The organism is Streptomyces gamaensis, from assembly GCF_042656465.1.
GTDB lineage: Bacteria > Actinomycetota > Actinomycetes > Streptomycetales > Streptomycetaceae > Streptomyces > Streptomyces gamaensis.
This window is the reverse complement of sequence record NZ_JBHSPB010000011.1, coordinates 145,870-168,539: the sequence shown is the minus strand read 5'-3', so window position 1 is coordinate 168,539 and position 22,670 is coordinate 145,870. Positions and strand designations below refer to the sequence as shown.

At 72.8% G+C, this 22,670-nt stretch carries 16 protein-coding genes and 1 pseudogene; 2 read left to right on the top strand and 15 right to left on the bottom strand.

Annotated features, from left to right (window positions below):
• On the top strand, positions 1–231 hold the full coding sequence (locus ACFP1Z_RS19460; protein ID WP_390317732.1) for a phosphopantetheine-binding protein: 231 nt from the start codon (positions 1–3) through the stop codon (positions 229–231).
• Between the two features lie 26 nt (positions 232–257).
• Positions 258–4,175 (top strand): amino acid adenylation domain-containing protein, encoded by a 3,918-nt coding sequence (locus ACFP1Z_RS19455; protein WP_390317730.1) that lies wholly within the window; start codon positions 258–260, stop codon positions 4,173–4,175.
• A gap of 27 nt (positions 4,176–4,202) precedes the next feature.
• Here the strand turns inward: ACFP1Z_RS19455 and ACFP1Z_RS19450 are convergent, their stop codons facing one another.
• The 15 genes and pseudogenes from ACFP1Z_RS19450 to ACFP1Z_RS19380 all read right to left on the bottom strand — a co-directional run bounded on the left by ACFP1Z_RS19450 (position 4,203) and on the right by ACFP1Z_RS19380 (position 22,638).
• Complete coding sequence (locus tag ACFP1Z_RS19450) at positions 4,203–5,741, bottom strand: FAD-binding oxidoreductase (protein ID WP_390317729.1); 1,539 nt, start codon at positions 5,739–5,741, stop codon at positions 4,203–4,205.
• A 125-nt stretch (positions 5,742–5,866) separates the two neighbouring features.
• Positions 5,867–6,706, bottom strand: a complete 840-nt coding sequence (locus ACFP1Z_RS19445) for a class I SAM-dependent methyltransferase (RefSeq protein ID WP_390317728.1) — start codon at positions 6,704–6,706, stop codon at positions 5,867–5,869.
• A 159-nt stretch (positions 6,707–6,865) separates the two neighbouring features.
• A complete protein-coding gene (locus ACFP1Z_RS19440) occupies positions 6,866–8,995 on the bottom strand; it encodes a family 16 glycosylhydrolase (protein WP_390317726.1) in 2,130 nt (709 codons plus the stop codon).
• Between the two features lie 118 nt (positions 8,996–9,113).
• Positions 9,114–12,872, bottom strand: a complete 3,759-nt coding sequence (locus tag ACFP1Z_RS19435) for an nSTAND1 domain-containing NTPase (RefSeq protein ID WP_390317725.1) — start codon at positions 12,870–12,872, stop codon at positions 9,114–9,116.
• A gap of 157 nt (positions 12,873–13,029) precedes the next feature.
• A pseudogene (lepB, locus tag ACFP1Z_RS19430) lies at positions 13,030–13,770 on the bottom strand (signal peptidase I); the annotation flags it as partial.
• Between the two features lie 79 nt (positions 13,771–13,849).
• The gene (locus tag ACFP1Z_RS19425) at positions 13,850–14,677 is read right to left on the bottom strand and encodes a methyltransferase domain-containing protein (RefSeq protein ID WP_390317724.1); all 828 of its coding nucleotides are present in this window, start codon (positions 14,675–14,677) and stop codon (positions 13,850–13,852) included.
• Positions 14,674–15,813, bottom strand: coding sequence for a bifunctional 3-oxoadipate enol-lactonase/4-carboxymuconolactone decarboxylase PcaDC (pcaDC, locus tag ACFP1Z_RS19420; protein WP_390317723.1), 1,140 nt, complete (start codon positions 15,811–15,813; stop codon positions 14,674–14,676). The genes ACFP1Z_RS19425 and pcaDC overlap by 4 nt, the downstream gene beginning before the upstream one ends.
• A 57-nt stretch (positions 15,814–15,870) precedes the next feature.
• The gene (gene pcaG / locus ACFP1Z_RS19415; RefSeq protein ID WP_390317722.1) at positions 15,871–16,437 is read right to left on the bottom strand and encodes a protocatechuate 3,4-dioxygenase subunit alpha; all 567 of its coding nucleotides are present in this window, start codon (positions 16,435–16,437) and stop codon (positions 15,871–15,873) included.
• Positions 16,434–17,156 (bottom strand): protocatechuate 3,4-dioxygenase subunit beta, encoded by a 723-nt coding sequence (pcaH, locus tag ACFP1Z_RS19410; protein ID WP_390317882.1) that lies wholly within the window; start codon positions 17,154–17,156, stop codon positions 16,434–16,436. Before pcaH ends, pcaG begins: the two co-directional genes overlap by 4 nt.
• A 154-nt stretch (positions 17,157–17,310) precedes the next feature.
• Entirely contained in the window at positions 17,311–17,994 is a 684-nt protein-coding gene (locus ACFP1Z_RS19405) for a CoA transferase subunit B (RefSeq protein ID WP_390317721.1), read from the bottom strand.
• Entirely contained in the window at positions 17,991–18,749 is a 759-nt protein-coding gene (locus tag ACFP1Z_RS19400) for a CoA transferase subunit A (protein ID WP_390317881.1), read from the bottom strand. Before ACFP1Z_RS19400 ends, ACFP1Z_RS19405 begins: the two co-directional genes overlap by 4 nt.
• Before the next feature lie 61 nt (positions 18,750–18,810).
• Positions 18,811–19,266 (bottom strand): MaoC family dehydratase, encoded by a 456-nt coding sequence (locus ACFP1Z_RS19395; protein WP_390317720.1) that lies wholly within the window; start codon positions 19,264–19,266, stop codon positions 18,811–18,813.
• A 52-nt stretch (positions 19,267–19,318) separates the two neighbouring features.
• A complete protein-coding gene (locus ACFP1Z_RS19390) occupies positions 19,319–20,815 on the bottom strand; it encodes an acyl-CoA synthetase (protein WP_390317719.1) in 1,497 nt (498 codons plus the stop codon).
• Positions 20,816–20,848: 33 nt separating this feature from the next.
• Positions 20,849–21,721, bottom strand: coding sequence for an amidohydrolase family protein (locus ACFP1Z_RS19385; RefSeq protein ID WP_390317718.1), 873 nt, complete (start codon positions 21,719–21,721; stop codon positions 20,849–20,851).
• Positions 21,718–22,638: an SDR family NAD(P)-dependent oxidoreductase gene (locus ACFP1Z_RS19380; protein WP_390317717.1), complete on the bottom strand. Its 921-nt coding sequence runs from the start codon at positions 22,636–22,638 to the stop codon at positions 21,718–21,720. Before ACFP1Z_RS19380 ends, ACFP1Z_RS19385 begins: the two co-directional genes overlap by 4 nt.
• Positions 22,639–22,670 lie beyond the last annotated feature (32 nt).

Genomic DNA, 22,670 nt, shown 5'->3' with positions numbered 1-22,670 from the left:
ATGTCACTCACTGTGCAGCGGATCCGCGAGGACGTCGCCGACGTCCTCGGCGAGGACCCCGCCGACGTCCCCGACGACGAGAACCTGATGGACCACGGCCTGGACTCGGTACGCGTCATGGCGCTCGTGGAGCGGTGGCGCCGGGAGCACGGCGCCGCCGTCTCCTTCGTCGACCTCGCCGAGGACCCCGTCATCGAGGTGTGGGCCGGGCTGCTGGGGGCCGCGTCGTGACGGCCCTCGCCCAGAGACCCCCCGCCGTGGCCGGGCTCCCGCTGACCTCCGCCCAGTCGGGCATGTGGTACGCGCAGGCCCTGGACCCCGGCAGTCCCGCGCTGAACACCGCGGAGTGCGTGGAGATCCACGGCACGCTGGTACCCGACCTCTTCGTACGGGCTCTGCGGAGGGTGGCGGACGAGGCGGACGCGCTGCGCGTGCGGATCGCGGAGACGGACGGGGGACCGCGTCAGGTGCCCCTGCGGTTCGGGGACTTGGAGCCCGTGGCGGCGTCCGGCTCCGTGCCCTTCCCCTGTCGTGTTCTCGATCTGCGCGGTGCCGCCTCCGGGGCGGGCGGTCCGGACGGGGCGGCGCGGCGGTGGATGCGTGACGATCTCGCCGTGCCCACCGACCTCGCTTCCGGCCCGCTGTTCGCGCACGCCCTCCTCCGCGTCGCGGACGACCGCTGGCTGTGGTACCAGCGCGTCCACCACATCGCCATGGACGGCTTCGGCCACTCCCTGCTGCTGCGCCGTACCGCCGAGGTCTACTCCGCGCTCGCCGCCGGCGCCGATCCCGGTCCCGGCCCCTTCGGCCCGTTCGCCGGTCTCGTGGCCGAGGACGCGGCCTACCGCGCCTCGGAAGAGCACGAGCGGGACCGCGCCCACTGGAACACCGCGTTCGCCGACCGGCCGGAGGCCCCCTCCCTCGCCTCCGGCACCGCGCTGCCCTCGCGTACCGTCCTGCGCCGCACCACCGAAGTCGGCGCCGAACTGACCGCACGCGTGGAGAAGTTGGCGGACTCGGTCCGGGCCACCTGGCCGGACGTGCTGATCGCCGCGCAGGCCCTGTACCTGTCGCGGGCCACCGACAGTGAGGAGGTCGTGCTCGGCCTGCCCCTGATGGGCCGCATGGGCTCGGCCGCCCTGCGCGTGCCCGGCATGGTCATGAACGTGCTGCCGCTGCGGCTGACCGTCACCCCGCGGGCCACGTTCGCCGAGCTGACCCGCCAGGTCGTCCTCGGCGTCCGTACCGCGCGGCGCCACCAGCGCTACCGCTACGAGGACATCCGCCGCGACCTCGGCCTCCTCGGCGGCGGCCGCCCGCTGGTGGGCCCGCTGGTCAACGTCATGCCGTTCGACCACGAGCTGTCCTTCGCCGGAGCCCGCGCCGAGGTGCGCAACCTGGGCGCCGGCCCCGTCGAGGACCTCACCGTCAACGTGCACCGCCACGCGGACGGCACCGGCCTGCGCATCGGCTACGACGGCAACCCCGCCCTGTACGGCGAGGACGAACTCGCCCTCCACCAGCGCCGCTTCGTCGACCTCCTCACCCGGCTCGCGGACGCCGACCCGCACACCCCGCTGTCCGGCCACGGCATCGCCACGGACGGGGAACGCGCGCTGGTGCTCGGCGAGTTCAACGCCACCGAGCACGCGGTGCCGCCCGCCACGCTCATCGGCCCGATCGAGGCCCAGGCCGTCCGTACCCCGGACGCGACGGCCGTCGTCTGCGGCGAGGAGTCCCTCACCTACGCCGGACTTTCCGCGCGCGCCAACCGGCTCGCCCGCCACCTGGCGACGCTGGGCGTACGGCCCGGGGCCCTGGCCGCCGTCGCCGTTCCCCGCTCCCTGGACCTGATGGTCGCGCTGCTCGCGGTCCTCAAGGCGGGCGGCGCCTATCTGCCGCTCGACCCCGACTATCCGGCAGAACGGCTCGGGTACATGCTGCGGGACGCCGCACCCGTCTGCGTGATCACCGATACGCGGGGCCGGGTCCCGGCCGGTGACACGCCCGCCGTCGTCCTGGACGAGACCGGCCTCGACGGCTATCTGACCGTCGACCCGGCCCGCCCGCTGACCCCGAAGCACCCGGCCTACGTCATCTACACCTCCGGCTCCACCGGCCGCCCCAAGGGTGTGGTCGTGCCGCACTCGGCGATCGACAACCGGCTGCGCTGGATGCAGGCCCAGTACCCGCTGCGGGCGGGCGACCGTGTGCTGCAGAAGACGCCTTCCGGCTTCGACGTGTCGGTCTGGGAGTTCTTCTGGGCGCTGCGCGTGGGCGCCACGGTCGTCGTCGCCGAGCCCGGCAGCCACAAGGACCCGGCCCGTCTGGCCCGTATCGTCCGCGAACAGGCCGTCACCGTCTGCCACTTCGTGCCCTCGATGCTTCAGGTCTTCCTCGCCGAGCCCGGCGCGGCCCGCTGCACCGGGCTGCGCCACGTCTTCTGTTCCGGCGAGGCGCTGCCCCGCGAGACCGTCACCGAGTTCGGCCGTACGCTGCCCGGTGTGCCGCTGCACAACCTGTACGGGCCGACCGAGGCCGCCGTCGACGTCACCCACCACACGTGCGACACCTCGGCCGGCGGGCCCGTGCCGATCGGCAGACCGGTGTGGAACACCCGCCTGTACGTCCTCGACGCGGCCCTGCAGCCGTGCCCGCCCGGTATCCCCGGCGAGCTCCATCTCGCGGGCGCGCAGCTCGCCACCGAGTACCTCGGCCGGCCCGGCCTCACCGCCTCACGGTTCGTCACCGACCCCTTCGGCCCGGCGGGTTCGCGCATGTACCGCACCGGCGATCTGGCGCGCTGGACGCCGGACGGGCAGGTGGAGTACCTCGGCCGCACCGACCACCAGGTCAAGCTGCGCGGCGTACGGATCGAACTCGGTGAGGTCGAGGCCGAGTTGGCGGCCTGTGACGGCGTCACCGGCTCGTGCGCGCTCGTCCGCGAGGACCGCCCCGGGGACCAGCGGCTCGTCGGCTACGTGACCGGCGACGGCGTGGACCCGCGCACGCTGCGGGCCCGGCTCGCCGAGCGGCTGCCCGACTCCATGGTGCCGTCCGCGATCCTCGTCCTCGACGCCTTCCCGCTGAGCCCCAACGGCAAGCTGGACCGTACGGCCCTGCCCGCGCCCGCCCCGGCCTCCGGCGGCGGCCGCGCCCCGCGCACCCCCGCCGAGGAGACCCTCGCGCGGCTCTTCGCCGAAGTACTCGGCGAGGACCACGTCGGCGTCGACGACGCCTTCTTCGACCTCGGCGGCACCTCGCTGCTCGCCGCCCGCCTCGTGGCCCGCGTCCGCGCGGCGACGGGTGCCGACGTGACGATCGGCACGCTGTTCCGGGCCCCGACCCCGGCGGCGCTCGCCGCCCGGCTGCACACCGGGAGGGCCGACGACGCGCTGGGCGTCCTGCTGCCGCTGCGCGCGGGCACGGAGCGCAGCCCGCTGTTCGTCTTCCATCCGGCGGGCGGCATCAGCTGGTGCTATTCGGGGCTGCTCTCGCGCCTCGACGCCCGGCAGCCGGTGTACGGGCTGCAGGCCCGCGGGCTGGCCGGTGACGGCGAGCGGCTCCCGGCCGGCATGGAGGAGATGGCCGCCGACTACGTCGAGCACATCCGGCGCGTCCGGCCGCACGGCCCCTACCGGCTGCTGGGCTGGTCCGTGGGCGGCGTCATCGCCCACACCGTGGCCGTGCGTCTTCAGGAGGCCGGGGAGCGGGTCGAGTTGCTCGCGCTCCTCGACGCCTACCCGTCCGACCAGTGGCAGCAGCAGGCGGGCCCGACCGAGGAGCAGGCGCTGACCGCGCTGCTGCGCATGGCGGGTTACGAGCGCACCGACGAGCTCGGCCGCGAGGACGTGCTGGCCACGCTGCGCCGCGAGGGCAGCGCGCTCGCCGGGCTGGGCGACCGTTCCCTGTCGGCGGTCGTCGACATCGTGATCAACAACGCCCGTCTGATGCGCGCCCACCGGCACCGTGTCTTCCACGGCGACGTGCTGTTCTTCACCGCGGCGGCGCCCCGTCCCGAGGACTGGCTCACCGTCGACGCGTGGCGCCCGTACGTCGACGGCGCCCTCGTCAACCACGATCTCGACTGTCTGCATCCGCATCTGACCCAGCCGGCGCAGCTCGACGGGATCGCGGCCCGGATCGTCGAGCGCCTGGAGGAGCTCGACGCGTGAGCGGCGCCCCCGCCGCACGTCATGTCGTCATGTCGGCGGGGGCTCGACCGCGAGCGCGTGCGTGAAGACGTTCCTGGGGTCCCATCGGGCCTTGACGGTCTGGAGGCGGGCGTAGTTGTCCTTGTAGTAGAGGGTGCTCCAGGGCGTGGCGGAGGTGTTCCAGCGGGGGTCGGCGAGGTCGGTGTCGGGGTAGTTGACGAACGAGCCGTCGCTGTTGCCCGTACCGGGTACGGGCACGCCGCCGGTGTCGGCGTACACGTCGCGGTAGAAGGAGCGGATCCAGGCCAGGTGCGTGTCGTCCTCGGCGGGGTCCTCCCAGGCCGCCACGTAGACGGCCTTGAGGACGGAGTCGCGCTGTGCGGTGGCGGTGGCCTCCGGGGCGACGGTGTTGACCTTGCCCCCGTAGGTGTAGAGGCCGAGCGCTCCACCGGGGTTGGGGTAGTCGGTACGGGTGAGCTGGTGGTAGGCGGCGGCGATCTGCTGGTCGGTGAGCCGCCGGCGCAGGTATCCCGCCTTCAGCTTGACCCGGTACGGGCTCGCGTCGACTCCCGGTCCGCGCAAGGCGGAGGTGAGCCAGGGCAGTTGCTGCTTCTGGAGGGTGAACGGGGTGCCGATGCCCTGGTTCAGGGCGGTGATGTAGGCGTCCAGCAGCCGCTCGGCCGCGGGTCCGGTGTCCGCGACCTGGCCGTCCATCACATGCCGGCCGGCGGGCAGTCGCAGAAGGTGCAGCTCGCTGTAGAGGGAGGTGAACGGGGAGTCGGGGGAGCTGTGCTGCTCGCTCCACTGTCCGTGGTTGCCGACGAGGCGGCCGAAGGCCGTCTCGTCCATGCCCTGCCAGTCCCACTCGGCGTGGAAGGAGAGGACGGACGCGGGCGGCGCGGGCAGCAGCCCGGCGGGGTCGTCGCCGTCGGCGTCGGGGGAACGGAACCAATAGCGGGTGACCGTCCCGAAGTTGCCGCCTCCGCCACCGGTGTGCGCCCACCACAGGTCGCGGTAGGGGTCCGAGGGCTCCCGGGTGGCCACGACGCTGCGCGCGGTGCCGTGGCGGTCCACGACGACGGCCTCCACCGCGTACAGGTGGTCGGTGCTCAGCCCGGCCGAGCGGCACAGCGGGCCGTAGGCGCCGCCGAGGATGTGGCCGCCGACGCCCACGTCGGGACACCAGCCGGCGGGAACGGTGACACCCCATCCGAGGAACAGGTCCCGGTACATCTCGCCCAGGGTGGCCCCGGCTTCGACGGCGAAGGCGTTGAGCAAGGGGTCGAAGGACACCTTCCTCATGCCCGACAGGTCGATGACCACCCGCACCGCCGGGTCGTCGACGAAGCCCTCGTAGCAGTGTCCGCCGCTGCGCACGGCCACGCGCATGTCGTGCCGCACGGCATGCTGGACCGCCTGGACGACGTGCTCGGTCGCTCCGGCCACCCACACCTCGTCGGGGCTGCCCCGGAACCTTCTGAGGCCCCGGCCGACCAGGGACGGATAGCGCACGTCCTGCTGTGTCACCCTGACCGGCCCCGGGAACGCGCAGGCGGGGCCGGGCGGTTGCGAGGCACGTCGTCGCATGGGCCACCACCTGGCGTTGGGCGAAGTAACTGGTCCATGCCCGTGGCCGCGTGCCGGTACCGGGACGCACCGGGTCGCGTTGGAGCGCGGAGGCGCGCGTGGACCCCGGCGTGCCCGGCCGGGGTTCACGGTGTCGGCCGGTCCGCCGTGACCGTGTAGTAGTCGAGGAGGCCCTCGTGGTACGCGCGCAGGAAGTTGCGGGGCCAGGTGCCGGGCTCCCAGCGGGCGGACAGCCAGCGGTCCCAGCCGGGCCATACGGACGCGCCGATCGCGGTGACGCGGATCCCGGTGAGTCCGGAGCGTTCGAGGCTCCCGGTCAGCTCCGGAACGCTGTGCGCGACGTCCAGGCCGCGCGCGAAACTGTCGAGCAGGTCGGCCAGTTGCCCGGTGCGGGCCGGATCGGCGTCGGGGACGAAGAAGCTGGTGACGACGGCACGGCCGCCGGGCCGCAGGACGCGGGCGGTCTCGCGCGCGAACGCGTCGAGGTCACGGAAGTGCTGGGCCGCCTCGACGCTGTACACCCGGTCGAACCCGGCGTCGTCGAACGGCATCTTCTCGGCCGCGCCGTGGACGAACCGCAGCCGCTCCGGGGAGTCCGCGAGCAGGCGGGACTGGGCCCGGCGGGCCCGTTCGAGCTGCTGCGGGTGGATGTCCATCCCGGTGACCCGGCCGAAACCGTACTCCTCCAGTGCTGCCGCGCAGCCCATGCCCAGCCCGCAGCCGACCTCCAGGGCGCTCAGCCCGACGGCGGGGGCCAGGGAGCCGAGGACGTGCCGGTACATCGCCCGCTGGCTGCGGATCCGGTCCTCCTCGGTCAGCGGCCGGTCGAGGTCGATGCCCTGCCAGTGGCCGAAGTTGATGAATCCGCCGGCGAACCCGGGCGTCGAGCTGAGGTCGTCCGGCCCGTACGTCTCCCGGACCGCCGGAGCCATCGGCAGTGGTGCCGGTCCCGTTTCCTGCGTCACGTGCGCACCTCCATGCTGTGCAGTGGTCGTCGATCAACGGCCGCACTGGGAGCCGTACCCTCGATCTCCAGTGCGGAACCGGGCCGACGAGGCACGGCTGTCCCTGGTTTCCCCCCTGGTTCCCCCTGGGGTGACACCAGGGGGAACCAGGGAACCGGGTCAGTTCATGAAGGCGGTGTTGGGCCCCCAGCAGGTGCTTTCCCAGGCGGTGACGGGTTTCTGCAGGGCGCCGGTGCCGTAGGGGTCGGCGAGGAGGGTGGAGACGGACTGGTGGGCGTTGCCCGCGCACGTCGCGCCGGTGGAGCCGTGGTCGATGAAGAGCGCGAGGTCACTCTTGCCGTCGGCGTTGTAGTCCCCGGCGGTCACGAACTTCGTGCCGGAACCCCAGTTCGTACCGTCCCACCGCGACACCACACCGCCAAAGCCACCGTCACCACTGGCATTCGCACTCAACGTGAACACCCGCACATGACCAGCACCGTAGTCGTACAACAACGCCAGATCACTCTTACCGTCACCATCGAAATCACCAGCCGTCATCGACTGCGTACCGCCACCCCAACACGTGCTCTCCCACACCGTCTTGGGGTCGCCGCCGTTGTTGAAGCCGCCGTCGCCGTTGGTGTCGGCGAGGAGGGTCGAGACGGACTGGTGGGCGTTGCCCGCGCACGTCGCGCCGGTGGAGCCGTGGTCGATGAAGAGCGCCAGATCGCTCTTGCCGTCACCGTTGAAGTCGCCGGCGGTCACGAACTTCGTACCGGAACCCCAGTCCACGCCGTCCCACCGCGACACCACACCACCAAAACCACCATCACCACTGGCATTCGCACTCAACGTGAACACCCGCACATGACCAGCACCGTAGTCGTACAACAACGCCAGATCACTCTTACCGTCACCATCGAAATCACCAGCCGTCATCGACTGGGTACCACCACCCCAACACGTGCTCTCCCACACCGTCTTGGGGGTTCGCGGGGCGCCTGCGGGGCCGGACGGCCATACGCGGACGGCCACGTGGTCGAGGCCCTGGCAGGTGGATCCTGTGGAGCCGTAGTTGTAGAAGGCGGCGGTGTCGCCCTTGCCGTCGCCGTCGAAGTCGCCGGAGACGACGAACTTCGGGGTGCCGGCCTCGCAGGGGCTGTTCCACTGGGGGGCGGGTCTGTCGAGGCGGCCGGACTGGTCGGGCCGGCCGGCCAGGCTGAACAGCGCGTTGCGCCGGCTGCCGTTCTGCGGGCAGTCGGCGGGCGTGGCCGGTCCGTAGTCGTAGAACAGGGAGATGTCGTCGACGCCGTCGCCGTTGTGGTCGCGGGCCCCGCTCCGGGGGAGGACGGTGTCGACGAAGTGGGTTCCGCTCGCGTAGTAGCCGTCGACGGCGGCGTCGATCTGTGCCGGGGTCAGGGCGGCGGAGTTGTTGTAGTAGACCCAGTTGGCCTTCATGTCCCAGCTGCGGGCCGGGCCGGTGGCGGTCAGCTCCGTGAACCACTCGTTGAAGTTGAGGGTCATGTTCTCGCGCGGGTAGTACTTCGAGGCCGCGCTGCCGGACAGGCGGTGGTACTCCTGCCCGTCGACGGAGAAGGTGACGGTGCCGTCCTTGGCGGTCATGGCCAGGGTGTGCCAGCCCCGCAGGGAGTTGACGGCGTCGTTCTTGTTGTAGGTCAGCTTGTCCTCGGGGGTGACGCTGTACCAGGCGGTCGTGTAGAGCGAGGGGCCCGGTGCGCCCCAGCCGCCGTTGGGCAGGTACTCGAAGTCGAGCTCGCTGTAGAGCTTGTTCTCCGGGGAGATGGCGTAGAAGGCCTGGACGGGGTGGTCACCGCCGGTGCCGGCCCCGGTGCCGGGGGCGTCGCTGAAGTAGACGCGTGCGGCGTAGGTGCCGGTCGCGAACTTGCGCTGGGTGGTGGTGATCTGGGCGTGAGTCGTGCCCGCCGCGGTGCCGTCGGTGGTGGCCCGCAGTCGCATCGCCCGGCCGCCCTTGGCGGAGTCGTCGGCCGGGAAGCTCACGGCGTTCGGGGACCAGGAGGCGTTCTTCACTCCGGGCCCGCCGGTTTCCGAGCGTATGTGCCAGCCGTGGTCGGCGAGGGCGGCGTCGTCCGGGCCGCTGTAGTGGAAGTCGTCGAAAAAGGTGCCGACGGGCGCCGATGTGGCCGGGGTCGGGCCGCCCCTCGGGGCGGATGGCGACGCGTCGGCCGTGGTGGGGACGGCCACGGCCGCCGCGCAGGTCAGTGCGGCCGTGGCGAGGAACCCGAGGCGCCTGCGGCCGGAGCGGCCTCGGGGTCGAGCGTGGTGCATGCGGTTTCTCCGTCGAGGAAAAGCGTGGGGCGTGTGGGGCCGCCGGTTTTCTTTACGCACGCCATACTCGCACCCCGTCCGGCAGGGCCTGACCTGCGCCTGCCGTGAGCGCCGCGCGTCAGCACGGCGGGCGGAAGGGGATTCCCGGGAAGTAGTGGTTCCATTCGGCGCGGGTGAGGGCGGGGTGGGCCGTGGCACAGACGCGGGCGGCGACGCGGGCGGGGTCGGACTCCCACAGCAGGACGGTCCGGTCGCGGCTGGTGGTGGCGAGGGTGTGGCCGTCGGGGCTGAAGGCCACGCGGTGGAGCCGGTCGGTGTGGCCGGTGAGGACGGCGAGTTGAGTGGGGTGCCGTGGGGTGGTGGTGTTCCACAGGCGGGCGGTGCGGTCGTCACCGGCCGAGGCGAGGGTGCGGCCGTCCGGGCTGAACGCGAGGTAGTAGACGGCGCTGGTGTGGCCGGTGAGGACGGCCAGCCGGTGGGGGTGGTCCGTAATGTCCCACAGGCGCACGGTGTGGTCGTCACCGGCGCTGGCCAGTGCCCGTCCGTCGGGGCTGAACGCCACCGCCCGTACGACGTCGGTGTGTTCGGCGAGTACGGCCGACTGACGGGGGCGGTCGGGGGCGCCGAGGTCCCACAGGCGCACGGAGTGGTCGTCACCGGCGGTGGCCAAGGTGCGGCCGTCGGGGCTGAAGGCGGCGGAGCGCACGGGGGCGGTGTGTTCGGTGAGGGTGGCCAGTGCGGTGGGGTGTTGGGGGTCGGTGAGGTTCCACAGGCGTACGGTGCGGTCCTGGCCGGTGGTGGCCAGGATGCGGCCGTCGGGGCTGAAGGCCACGCCTTCCGGGTTGCGGGTGTGGGCGGTGATCCGCGCCAGGGCGGAGGGGTGCGTGCGGTCCGTGAGGTCCCACAGGAGTACGGTCCGGTCCTCGCTCGTGGTGGCGAGCAGACGGCCGTCAGGGCTGAAGGCGGCGTTGTAGACGTTGTCGGTGTGGCCGGTGAGGACGGCCAGTTGGCTGGGGGCTGGGCGGTGGGTGAGGTCCCACAGGCGGGTGGTGCGGTCCTGGCCGGTGGTGACGAGGGTGCGGCCGTCGGGGCTGAAGGCCGCGCCGAAGACGTAGTCGGTGTGGCCGGTGAGCGCGGGCACGGGCAGGTCCCACAGGCGGGTGGTGTGGTCCTGGCCCGCGGTGGCGAGCGTACGGCCGTCGGGGCTGAAGGTGACGCCGTTGACGGCGTCGATGTGGCCCGGGAGCACGGCGAGTCGGTCGGGGCGGTGCGGGTCGGTGACGTCCCACAGGCGGGCGGTCCGGTCCCTGCTGCCGGTGGCGAGCGTACGGCCGTCGGGGCTGAACGCCGCCGCTCTGACTCCTTCGCTGTGGCCGGTGAGGGTGCTCGACTCCTCGGGGTGGCGCGGGTCGGTGACGTTCCACAGGCGCGTCGTGCCGTCGTCACCGCCGGTCGCCAGTGTGTGCCCGTCGGGGCTGAACGCCGCCGGCCACACTTTCCCGTGATGAGCGGTCAGGACGGCGGATTCGGCGGGCTGTCCGCGTTCGGTGACGTCCCACAGCCGTACGGTGCCGTCCTCGCTCGCCGTGACCAGCGTGTGCCCGTCCGGGCTGAACGCCGCCGACCACACCTTGTCCCGGTGGGCCGTCAACACCGCCGATCGGTCGGGGCGTTCGGGGTCACCGGCATCCCACAGTTCGACCCTGCCGTCCTCGCCCGCCGTGGCCAGCGTGCGCCCGTCCGGGCTGAACCCCAGGCCGCAGACGCTGCCGTCGCGGGCGGGCAACGCCGCCGACTGCCGTGGGCGGTGCGGGTCGGTGACGTCCCACAGCCGGACCGTACGGTCGTTGCTCGCCGTGGCCAGAGTGCGGCCGTCGGGTCCGAAGGCCACGCCGCAGACGGTGTCCGCGTGGGCGGCGAGGGTGGCCGACTCCCGTGGCCGGTGCGGGTCGGTGAGGTCCCACAGCCGGACCGTACGGTCGTCGGCGGCGCCGGCCGCGAGGTGGCCCCGGGGGCTGAACGCGAGGGCGGCGTCGCGGTCGGTACGGCCGGGCAGCCGGGTGGCGTACGGGGTGGAGAAGGCGCTCAGGAGGGCTCCTCGGGCCTCGACGGTGGGGACGAGGCGGTAGGCGGCCAGACCGAGCTGGACGGACAGGGCGGGGTCGCGCACGCGCAGGGCCTCCGCCTGGGCGGCCACTTTCTGGGACAGGGCGGTGTCGCGCTCGTGCGTGGCCGTGCGGTCGGCGCGGACCGCGAGGACGGTGGTGCCGAGGGCGACGACGGCCAACGCGGCGAGCAGGGCGACGAGTTGGCGCAGCCGGCGGGTGCGGCGGCGGGCGGCGGCCGCTTCGTGTTCCTCGGCCGCCGTGGAGGCGTCGAGGAAGGCGCGCTCGCTGCGGGACAGGGCGGTGGGGTGGGAGGCCGCCCAGTCGCGGGCCAGGGACAGGCGGGTCCCCCGGTGGAGCGCGCTCGGGTCGCGGCCGAGGCGCTCCCAGGCGTGTGCGGCGTCGGTGAGCTGGCGGTGGACGCGCAGTCCGGCCCGGTCGTCGTCGATCCATCGCCGCAGCCGGGGCCAGGCGCGGATGACGGCCTCGTGGGCCACTTCGACGGTGCCGTCCGCCAGGACGAGGAGGCGGGCGGCGGCGAGCCGGTGCAGCAGGTCGTCGAGGGTGCCGGGGTCGGTGAGGCCGGTGAGCTCGTCCAGGGGGACCCGGCGCCGGGTGTCCTCCGTGCCCTCGCCCAGGGCGGTCAGCCGGGTGAACAGGGCGTGCATGACGTCCCGTTGGGGTGCCGACGCGCCGGTGTAGACGTCCTCGGCGGTCCGGGCGACGGCCTCGTGGACGCCGCCCGCGGCCTCGTACGCCTCCAGGGTGAGCATGCGTCCCTTGCGGCGCCGCCAGGTCTCCAGCAGGGCGTGGGACAGCAGGGGCAGCCCGCCCGGTTCGCCCGACGCCTCGTCGACGAGACGGGCCGTCAACGCGCGTTCCACGACGAGCCCTTGGGCGGCGGCGGATTTGACGATCACTTCGCGGAGTGCGTCCGGGGTCATCGGGCCGACGGGCAGGCTCGCCCTCCTGACGGCCCGGGCCAGTCCCGGGTGTTCCAGGCAGCGGGCGTAGAAGTCCGCCCGTACTCCCACGACGACGCGGATGCGGCTGCCCGGGTTCTCGGCGGTCAGCACGCGGTCGATGAACGCGGCGCGTGCGTCGGGGTCCTGCCCCAGGGTGAAGACTTCCTCGAACTGGTCGACGATCAACCAGGTGTCCCCCGGCTTTCCTTGGCCCTTCCCCTCCGGCTTCTCCCCGGCGGGTGTGAACAGTTCCGCGTGCTCGTGGAGGAGTTGCGTGCCGGGGGTGAGGACCCGCACGGCGGCGGGGCGCGGTGCGTCGAGGGTCCGCAGCCGGGGGATCAGACCGGCGCGCAGGAGCGAGGACTTGCCGCTGCCGGACGGGCCGAGGACGACGGTCACCCGGTGCGCGCACGCCAGGCGCAGCAGCTCGTCGGTGAGTTCGGTACGGCCGAAGAAGCGGTCGCCGTCTCCGGTGTCGTAGCGGGCCAGCCCCCGGTACGGCGGGTCGGCCGGTTCGTCGTCCTCGGGGACCGGCCGGGCGGCGGCCGCGCGGGCGGCCTCGCGCCACCGCCGCTCCCATTCGGTGTCGTCGCCGTGACACGCCCTGACGTAGGCCAACGCCACGGGCAGGGACGGCAGTCTCTCGCCCGCGGCGGCCTGGGAGAGGGCCGTCGTGGAGTAGCCCGCCGTCCGTGACATGGCGCGGTACGTGGGGGCGCCCGCTTCCTGGCGCAGCTTGCGCAGCCCGAACGCGAAGTGTTCGACCGGACCGGCGGCCGGGTCCACCGGTCGTTCTGGACGTCCCACCGTGCTCCTCCCCCGGATGGACACCGCTGCCCAGCCCATCACGGCGTGCTCCGGAAACAACAGTGGTTCCTCGGCCACGCCCGCGAGCGGGTGCTCCAGGTCCGGTGGAGGTACGCACGGGACGGTGCGGGACCGCCGAAGTGACCGCGTCGGGTCAGAGGCCGTCCTTCCCGAAGGTGTCGGGCACGGACAGTACTGTCCATCGCTGGACCGGCCAGGCGACGGTGATCGCGCGCCCCACCACGTTCTCCACGGGCACGAAACCACCGCCCGGCTCGCGGACGTGTGCGCGGGAGTCACGGGAATCGTCACGGTGGTCGCCCATCACCCAGAGGTGGTTCTTCGGCACCTTGACCGTGCCGACGGGCTCGTCGTCGCACGGGGTGGCTCCGGGATGGAGGTACGGCTCGTCCAGGGCTGTGCCGTTGACCTTGACCGGCTCGCCGCTCCTGCATTCCACGGTGTCGCCTCCCACCGCGATCACGCGCTTGATCAGATGTTCCTCGTCCGCCGGCGGTGTCAGGCCGATGAAGGCCAGGGCCTTCTGGATCCCGCTGGGCTGCGGGGACGGCCCGGGGTGCCAGCCCCCGGGATCGCGGAAGACAACGACCTCCCCCCGCTGCGGTGTCGAGCCGAACCAGGGAGTGAGTTTGTCCACCAGGACCCGGTCGCCCTCGTGCAGCGTGTTCTCCATCGAGCCCGAAGGGATCGAGAACGGCTGCACGAGGAACGTCTTGATCAGCAGGGCCAGCGCCAGGGTGACGCCGACCAGGATCGGTATCTCCCTCCACTTGGAGCGCTTCTTTCTCACCCCTCGGCCGCGCTTCCGGCGTCGGGTGTCCGCCGGCGCTGCCGTGGCGTCGCCGCTCCCGCCGACGGGCGGCTTCTCGGTATGCATCACTGGACTCCTCGTCCGGCCGTGGCGGAGGCTGCTTCAGCGCCCGCTTCCAGACACTGAACGAACGAGGGTTCCCAACTCACCGCGCCGTACGGCCCCACGCCTGGACGAGCAGGGATTCCCGGACGGTGGTGTCCGGTCGGTCCAGGTGCCGGCGGAGGGTTTCGGTCAGGGAGTGGAGGGTGTCGGGGTGCGTGCCCTGTGCCGTGATGCGGTCGTGGAAGAGTCCCGCGAAGTGGAGCAGCAGCCTCTGGTAGAGGTCGCCCGGGCGCCAGTAGTAGACGTGGGCGGTGACGCCGATGTCGGTGGCGCCGACGCTCCGGAGCAGGGTGGGCAGCCGGGCGCCGATGTGCACGTCGCCGCCGAACACGGGAACGATCAGGGACTTGAGCTCGTCCCAGGCGGGGTGCGGGGGGTCGCACTGCCAGGTGGACCAGTCGAATTCCTGGGCGGCGATCCAGCCGCCGGGGCGTGCCGCCCCGGCCATCGCGCGGAGGATCTGCCGCGGGTCGGTGTTGTTGATCAGCAGGAGCCGGCAGTGGACGAAGTCGAAGGCCGCCTGGGGGATTTCGGGCGAGGGCAGGATGCCGTGGACCAGGGAGACATTGCTCAGGTGCCGGGAGGCGGCTGATTCCCGGGCCCATGCGATCATTTGCGGGTCGGCGTCGAGGCCGGTCACGTGTCCGCGCGGGCCGGTCGCGGCGCTGAGCAGGTCCGTGATGCCCAGGGGGCCGCAGCCGACGTCCAGTGCTCGCGCGCCGTCGGCGAGGGGGATGCGGTCGAGGAGGGCGCGGGCTGCGGGGCGGAGCAAGTCGCCCTGTGCGAGCAGGCGTTGTCTCTCGCGCTCGGAGGCGCCGAGGCGGTAGTCGGGGGCGGGCGGTTCGGTGCGTCCGCTGTCGTGTGTCACGTGGTCTCCTTCGCGCACTGTTCCAGTACTCGTCGGGCGATGGTGAACGCCGTGTTCGCCGCCGGTACGCCGCAGTAGATCGCGGTCTGGAGGAGTACCTCGCGGATGTCCTCGGCGGTGAGTCCGTTGCGCAGCGCGGCCCGGACGTGCAGGGCGAGTTCCTCGTGGTGGCCGCCGGCGACGAGGGCGGTGAGGGTGATACAGCTGCGGGTGCGGCGGTCGAGTCCGGGGCGGGTCCAGATCTCGCCCCAGGCGTAGCGGGTGATCAGCTCCTGGAACGGCGCGGTGAAGGGTGTCGTGGCGGCGGTCGCCCGGTCGACGTGGTCGTCGCCGAGGACGGCGCGCCGTACGGCGGTCCCGTCCGTTGCCGTCGCGGCGAGGTGGTGGCGCAGGGCGTCCAGGACGGGCCGTGGGCGTTCGACGTTGGCCAGGTGGGCGGCGCGCGGGATGCCGAGGAGGGTGGCGTCGGGGATGCCGTCGGCGAGTTCGCGGGTACGGGCCGGGGGGACGGCCCGGTCCTCGCGGCCCGCGAGGACGAGGGTGGGGGCGGAGACGCGGGGCAGGTCCGCCCGCAGGTCGAGGCCGGCCAGGAGGTGGCAGCAGGCGGCGTAGCCGGCCGGGTCGACGGTCCGGTGGTCCGTCACCAGGGCCCGGGCGGCGGGGAGTTGTGCGGTGTCCCGGGTGAACCAGCGTGCGGGTGCGGAGTCGGCGGCCGCGGCGATGCCGTGTTCCTGGACGAGCCGTCGGCGCTCGTGCCACGCCCGCGGGGTGCCGAAGCGGGCCGCGGAGCAGATCAGGGCGAGGGAGGTGACGCGTTCGGGGTGGTGTGCGGCCAGGTGCGTGCCGACCGCGCCGCCGAGGGAGATTCCGGCGCACGCGAAGCGTTCGGCGCCGAGGGCGTCGGCGAGGTCGAGGACGAGGCGGGCGAGGTCGCGCACGGTGGCGTCGGGGCGGAGGAGGGAGGCGGGCGATCCGCCGTGTCCGGGCAGGTCCCAGCGTACGGTGCGGTGGTGGCGGGCCAGTTCGGGGAGCTGCGGGTCCCAGACGGCCGACGAGGTGCCGAGGGACGGGCCGAGCAGGAGGACGGGGGCGTCGTCCGGGCCGTCGACGCGGTGGTGGAGCAGGGGGCGGTTCACGGCTGTCCCCGGTCGTGGGACGGTCGACGGGTGCGCGGGGTCATCCAAGGCGCTGGGTCAGTCGAAGGCAAGGAAGACCGTCTCCTTCGCTCCTTGCAGGTGGATGTCGAAGCGGTGGACGCCCGGGCCTTCCGGCCGGGTCCGGAGCGTCTCCCGGCGCTCGGGCGGCAGGGCGGCCAGTAAGGGGTCGTCGCCCTCATTCTCCTGACCCCACGTCATATAGGCGCGGGTGTAGAGGTGGTGGAGGAGTCCCCGGGCGAAGACGCACACCGAGAGGTAGGGCACGCCGCCGGGCGGCAGGGTGCGCAGGGTGTAGTGGCCGTCGGCGTCGGTGGCGGCGCGGCCGAAGCCGGTGAAGGTCACGCCGTCGCGTCCCGCGTGGCCGCCCGTGGCGGGGTCGCGGCGCAGTGAGCCGGGTGCGCCGGTGCGGCTGCCGTCCGGGGCGGGCTGCCAGAACTCCAGCAGCGCGTCGGGGACGGGTTCGCCGGCGCCGTCGTGGACGTACCCGTGGACGGTGAGCGCGTCCGGGTGCCCGGCGGGGGCGATCGCGTGCCCGTCGGGGGTGGGCAGGGCCTGCCCGAAGTACGGGCCGACGGTCTGGGAGGGGGTGGGGAGGCGCTTCATCGGCGGCCTCCGTCGGTACGGGTCGCGGCGGGCCCGTCGAGGACGATGTCCCAGCGGTAGCCGAGCGCGTGGTCGGGCGTGGACAGGTCGGGGTCGTGGGCGGCGATCAGGCGGGAGCGGGCGGAGAAGTCGGTGACGGACTGCAGGATGGGGTCGTAGGGCAGGAGCGGGTCGCCGGGGAAGTACATCTGGGTGACGAGGCGTTGGGTGAACGCGGTGCCGAAGAGCGAGAAGTGGAGGTGTGCGGGCCGCCAGGCGCCGGTGTGGTTGTGCCAGGGGTAGGCGCCGGGCTTGATGGTGGTGAAGCGGTAGCGTCCTTGACGGCCGGTCAGGCAGCGTCCGGTGCCGGTGAAGTTGGGGTCGAGCGGGGCGGGGTGGCGGTCGCGGTGGTGGGCGTACCGTCCGGCGGCGTTGGCCTGCCAGATCTCGACGAGCTGTCCGGTGACGGGGCGCCCGTCGCGGTCGAGGAGGCGGCCGGTGACGGTGATGCGTTCCCCGAGGGGTTCGCCGGGGTGGCCCTGGGTGAGGTCGGCGTCGGAGTCGGTGACGTCGGCGGGGCCGAAGACCGGGCCGGAGAGTTCGGCGGCTTCGGGGTCGTGGACGGCGACGAGGGGGTGGCGGGGGTGGCGGAGGCGGCTGCTGCGGTAGGGGGCGTAGTCGCGTGGGGGGTGGTGGCGGGTGAGGCCGGAGGCGGCGTAGTCGCGGGCGAGCCGGTCCATTTCGTGGGAGATGTGGTGCTGGGTGGGTGTGGTCGAGGGCAAGGGGTTCGCCTTTCGGGTGCGGCGTGGATGCGGCATGGATACGGACGGGATCTGCTGTCGGGGCGCGAAGGGCCGGCGTCGGGGGCGGTTACGCCCCGAGTCGCGTCCCGAGTCACGTCCCGAGTGGTGTCCCGAGGGGAGTCCCGGGTTGCGTTCCGAGGGGAGAAGCCCTCCGCACCGGGGCCCCCGTCCGTCGGGCGATCTCCTCGAACTCCACCCCCGGCGCCGTCTCGGTCACCACCAGCCCCTCCTCCGTCACGTCGAGCACCCCCAGATCCGTGATGATCCGGTGCACGCATGCCCGTCCCGTGAGCGGCAGGGAGCATTCCCGGACGATCTTCGGTGTGCCGTCCTTCGCGGTGTGTTCCGTGAGGGCGATGACGCGGCGGGCGCCGTGCACGAGGTCCATGGCGCCGCCCATGCCCTTGACCGTCCTGCCGGGGACGGTCCAGTTGGCCAGGTCGCCCCGGGCCGAGACCTGCATGGCGCCCAGGACCGCGGTGTCGAGGTGGCCGCCGCGGATCATGCCGAAGGAGAGTGCCGAGTCGCAGCAGGCCGCGCCCGGGAGGGCGGTGACGGTCTCCTTCCCGGCGTTGACGAGGTCCGGGTCGACCTCGTGCTCGTACGGGTAGGGGCCGACGCCGAGCAGTCCGTTCTCCGAGTGCAGGACGACTCCGGCGTCCGGGGGCAGGAAGTCGGCGACGAGGGTGGGCAGTCCGATGCCGAGGTTCACGTACGTACCGGGTCGCAGTTCGCGGGCGGCGCGGGCCGCCATGTGGTGTCGGGTCCAGCTCATGCGGTGCGTACCGTCCTGCGTTCGATGGGTTTGCCGGCCGCCTGCCGTGGTGTGAGGGCGACGACGCGCTGGACGAAGACGCCGGGCAGGTGGATGTGGTCGGGGTCCAACTCGCCGGGTTCCACGAGGCGTTCGACTTCGGCGATGGTGACGTGTCCGGCCATGGCGGCGAGGGGGTTGAAGTTGCGGGCGGTCCGGTGGAAGACGAGGTTGCCGTGGCGGTCGCCGAGGGCGGCGTGGACGAGGGCGAAGTCGGTGGTGATGCCGTGTTCCAGGACGTGGGGGCGGCCGTCGAACTCTCGGATCTCCTTGGGTGGTGCGGCCTTGGCGACGCGGCCGTCGGGGGTGTGGCGGCGGGGCAGTCCGCCGTCGGCGACCTGGGTGCCGATGCCGGCCGGGGTGTAGAAGGCGGGGATGCCGCAGCCGCCGGCGCGCAGGCGTTCGGCGAGGCTTCCCTGCGGGGTGAGTTCCACTTCCACTTCGCCGCTCAGGTAACGGCGCGCGAATTCCTTGTTGTTGCCGAGGTAGGAGGCCGTCACGCGGCGGATCCGGCCGGCGGCGAGGAGGGTGCCCAGGCCGCCGCCGTCCACGCCGCAGTTGTTGGAGACGACGCTCAGTGCGGTGGCGCCCTGCTCGTGCAGTGCCCGGATGAGGGTGTCGGGTACGCCGGTGAGGCCGAAGCCGCCGACGGCGAGCGAGGCGCCGTCCGCGATGTCGGCGACGGCCTGAGCGGCGGAGGCCACCGCTTTGTCCATGGTGTTCATGTGGCCACTCCCCTGCGGTGCGACGGGCATTCTCGCGTCCAGGGTCGGCCGGTCATGCGGAGTAGCGGTAGACGGCCTGGGCGACGGCGGCGGGTTTCGGCTGGCCGTCGATCTCCACGGTGAGGTCGACGGTGAGCTGTGCGCCGCCCTGGACCTCGGTGGCGTCGGCGACGACGGCGTGGGCGCGGATCCTCGATCCGACGGGGACGGGTGCGGGGAAACGGACCTTGTTGAGGCCGTAGTTGACGGCCATGCCGATGCCCTGGATGTCCAGCAGCCGGTTCCACAGGGGGATGAGCAGGGAGAGGGTGAGGTAGCCGTGGGCGATGGTGGTGCCGAAGGGGCCGTTCTTCGCGCGGTCGGGGTCGACGTGGATCCACTGGTGGTCGTCGGTGGCGTCGGCGAAGGTGTCGACGCGTTCCTGGGTGATCTCCAGCCAGTCACTGCGGCCGAGGTCGGTGCCGGTGAGGTCGAGGAGTCGGGCGATGCCGTGGACGGTACGGGGCACGGTGGGTGCGGCCTCTCTGTGAAAGTGACGAAGTGACACGCGAGCACAGGGGTCAGGGCTGCCGCCGATAGGCCTCCCGGAGCGGTCCCTTGAGCAGCTTGCCCGCGCCGTTGCGCGGGAGGCTGTCGGTGAAGACGACCGATTTGGGGATCTTGTAGCGGGCGAGGCGGCCGTCCAGGTGCGCGGTGAGTTCGCCGGCGCTCGCGCTGTGCCCGGGGCGCAGGACGACGACGGCGCGGCCGACCTCGCCCCAGGTCGTGTCGGGGACGCCGAAGACGGCGCACTCGGCGACGGCCGGGTGGTCGAGCAGGGCTGTCTCGACCTCGGCGGGGCAGACGTTCTCGCCGCCGGAGATGAAGATGTCCTTGAGCCGGTCGACGAGGTGGTACCAGCCGTCGGCGTCCACGGTGGCGAGGTCCCCGGAGCGGAACCAGCGGCCGTCGCGGAAGGCGTCGGCACTGTCCTGGGGGCGGCCCCAGTAGCCGGGGGTGACGTTGGGTCCGGCGACCAGGACCTCGCCCGCCTCCCCCGGTGCGACGGGTTCGCCGTCGGGGCGAAGGAGCCGTACGTCGGTGAAGAAGTGGGGGACGCCCGCGGATCCGGCGTGGGTGGCCACGTCGTGCCGGTCGAGGAGCAGGACGCCGGGGGCGGCCTCGGTCATGCCGTAGCCCTGGACGAAGGTGAGTCCCCGGTCGAGGTAGCGGCGGATGGTGCGGTCGGGGACGGGGGCGCCGCCGCACATGAGGGTGCGCAGGCTGCTGAGGTCGGCATCGTCCCAGCCGGGTGCGGCGGCGATCGCGTCGTACATGGCGGGGACGCCGAACAGGCAGGTGATCCGGTGCCGTTGGACGAGTTCGAGGGTGCGTGCGGGGTCGAAGGCGGACTCCAGGACGGCGGTGCCGCCCTTGAGGAGGGTGGGCAGGCAGGTCATGTTGAGCGCGGCGGTGTGGAAGAGGGGCGCGCTGACCAGGGTGGTCTCGTCGGTGGTGAGGTCGGCGTCGACGAGGACGTTGAGGCTGTTCCAGAGGATGTTGCCGTGGGTGAGGACGGCGCCCTTGGGGCGGCCGCCGGTCCCCGAGGTGTACATGATCATGCACAGGTCGTCGGGGCCGACGGGCTGGTCGAGCTGTTCGGTGCGGGATCCGGCCAGCAGGGTCTCGTAGGTGTCTCCCTCGGCCTCCAACACCTCTGTCTGTGCGTCGAGTTCGGCCGCTGCCGGATGGCGTACGGTCAGCAGGATCCGGGCGCCGGAGTCCCGCAGTTGGTGGCGGAGCTCCGCCGTGGCGAGGCGGGTGTTGAGCGGGACGAAGACGGCGCCGAGGGTTCCGGCGGCGAACAGGGTCTCCAGGTGGGCGGGGTGGTTGGGGCCGAGGAAGGCCACCCGGTCGCCCTGCCGTACGCCGTGCGCGCGCAGCAGGTGGGCGAGGCGGGTGACGCGGTCGTGGAGCCGGGCGTAGGTGGTGGGCTGCTCCTCGTGGAGCAGGGCGGTGCGGTGCGGGGTCTTGCGGGCCCGGCGGGCGGGCCAGGAACCGATGCCGTGGTTGTGCAACGCTCACTCCCTGGTCGGCGGCACTGCGGTGCGTCACTGCGGCGTGCCCAGGCCCAGCAGCCGGGCGGCGTTCTCCTTGAGGATCTTGGGGCGGACGGTGTCCTTGAGCGGGAGCGCGGCGAAGTCGGCGAGCCAGCGGTCGGGGCTGATGAGCGGGTAGTCGGAGCCGAAGAGCACCTTGTCCTGGAGCAGGCTGTTGGCGTAGTGGACGAGCTGGGGCGGGAAGTACTTGGGGGACCAGCCGGAGAGGTCGATGTGGACCTGGGGTTTGTGGGTGGCGACCGCGAGGGCCTCGTCCTGCCAGGGGAAGGAGGGGTGGGCGAGGACGATGCGCATGCCGGGGAAGTCGGCGGCGACGTCGTCGACGTCCATGGGGTTGGCGTACTTCAGGCGGATGCCGCCGCCTCCGGGGGCGCCGGCGCCGATGCCGGTCTGGCCGGTGTGGAAGAGGGCGATGGTGCCGGTCTCCTCGATCGCCTCGTACAGGGGGTAGGCGAGGCGGTCGTTGGGGTGGAAGGCCTGGAGGCTGGGGTGGAACTTGAAGCCCCTGACGCCGAACTCCCCGGCCAGGCGGCGGATCTCGCGCGCTCCGAGCCTTCCCTTGTACGGGTCGACGCTGGCGAAGGGGATGAGGACGTCCGGGTGCTCCCGGGCGGCTTCGGCGACTTCCTCGTTGGGGACGGCCGGGGTGCCGGTGGCGGCCTCGGCGTCCACGGGGAAGACGACGCAGGCCATGCTGCGTTCGCGGTAGTGGGCGGCGATCTCGGGGAGGGTGGGGCGGCGGTGTTCGGTCCCGAAGTAGGCCCCGGCGGCGGCGTCGAGTTCGTCGGGGAGGGAGGTGTGGCCGCGGGAGGAGATCTCGGCGTGGGTGTGCATGTCGATGGCGACGAGTTCACCGACGTTCACCGGGCGGTCTCCTCCTGGGTGCGGGGCGCGGGGATGCCGTAGGTCTCGGGGGTGCGTCCGACGCTGACGGGCCAGGCGGCCGCGATGGTCTCCGCGCTCCAGCCGCCGTCGGCGTAGGCGACGGCGATCTCCTGCGGGTGGGACCACAGGGCGAGTCTGTCGCCGCCGATGCCGATGCACTGGCCGGTGATGCCGGCGGCGGCGTCGGAGGCGAGGAAGGCGACGAGGGGGGCGACGTCCTCGGGGGTGCCGAAGCCCTCTGCTTTGCGCAGGGAGTCGGGCAGGGGGGTGCCGTGCTGTTCCAGGGCCTCGATGTGGGGGGCGAAGGCGGGGATGGTGCGGGTCATCGCGGTGGCGGCGACGGGGATGACGGCGTTGGCGGTGATCCCGGCGCGCTCCAGTTCCATGGCCCAGGTGCGCACCATGGCCGCGATGCCGGCCTTGGCCGCGGCGTAGTTGGTCTGGCCGAAGTTGCCGCGCTGTCCGGCGGGCGAGCCGGCGACGATGACGCGGCCGCCGTCGCCCTGTTCGCGCATGTGCTGGACGGCCGCCCGGACGCAGGTGAAGGTGCCGCGCAGATGGACACGAACGACGGTGTCGAAGTCGTCGTCCGTCATCTTCCACAGCACCCGGTCGCGCAGGACGCCCGCGTTGGTGACCATGATGTCCAGCCGTCCGAAGGCGTCCACGGCGCGGTCGACGAGGGTCTGCGCGGCCTGTGCGGTGCCGACTTCGGCGGGTTGGGCGACGGCGCGGCCGCCCGCGTCCTCGATCTCCTTGACCGCGGCGGCCGCCGTGCCGGCGTCCACGTCGTTGACGACGACGGCCGCGCCGGCGGCCGCGAGGGCCTTGGCGTAGGCGAGTCCGAGTCCGCGTCCGCTGCCGGTGACGACGGCCACCTTCCCGTTCAGTTGCATGGGAGTTGCTCCTCTGCTGGGGTGGAGGGACC

What these genes read in the sequence shown, in the direction of transcription:
- ACFP1Z_RS19460 (WP_390317732.1), top strand. Translation starts at nt 1, where the DNA reads ATGTCACTCACTGTGCAGCGGATCCGCGAGGACGTCGCCGACGTCCTC.
- ACFP1Z_RS19450 (WP_390317729.1), bottom strand. Translation starts at nt 5,741, where the DNA reads ATGCGACGACGTGCCTCGCAACCGCCCGGCCCCGCCTGCGCGTTCCCG.
- ACFP1Z_RS19440 (WP_390317726.1), bottom strand. Translation starts at nt 8,995, where the DNA reads ATGCACCACGCTCGACCCCGAGGCCGCTCCGGCCGCAGGCGCCTCGGG.
- pcaG (WP_390317722.1), bottom strand. Translation starts at nt 16,437, where the DNA reads ATGAAGCGCCTCCCCACCCCCTCCCAGACCGTCGGCCCGTACTTCGGG.
- pcaH (WP_390317882.1), bottom strand. Translation starts at nt 17,156, where the DNA reads ATGGACCGGCTCGCCCGCGACTACGCCGCCTCCGGCCTCACCCGCCAC.
- ACFP1Z_RS19405 (WP_390317721.1), bottom strand. Translation starts at nt 17,994, where the DNA reads ATGAGCTGGACCCGACACCACATGGCGGCCCGCGCCGCCCGCGAACTG.
- ACFP1Z_RS19400 (WP_390317881.1), bottom strand. Translation starts at nt 18,749, where the DNA reads ATGGACAAAGCGGTGGCCTCCGCCGCTCAGGCCGTCGCCGACATCGCG.
- ACFP1Z_RS19380 (WP_390317717.1), bottom strand. Translation starts at nt 22,638, where the DNA reads ATGCAACTGAACGGGAAGGTGGCCGTCGTCACCGGCAGCGGACGCGGA.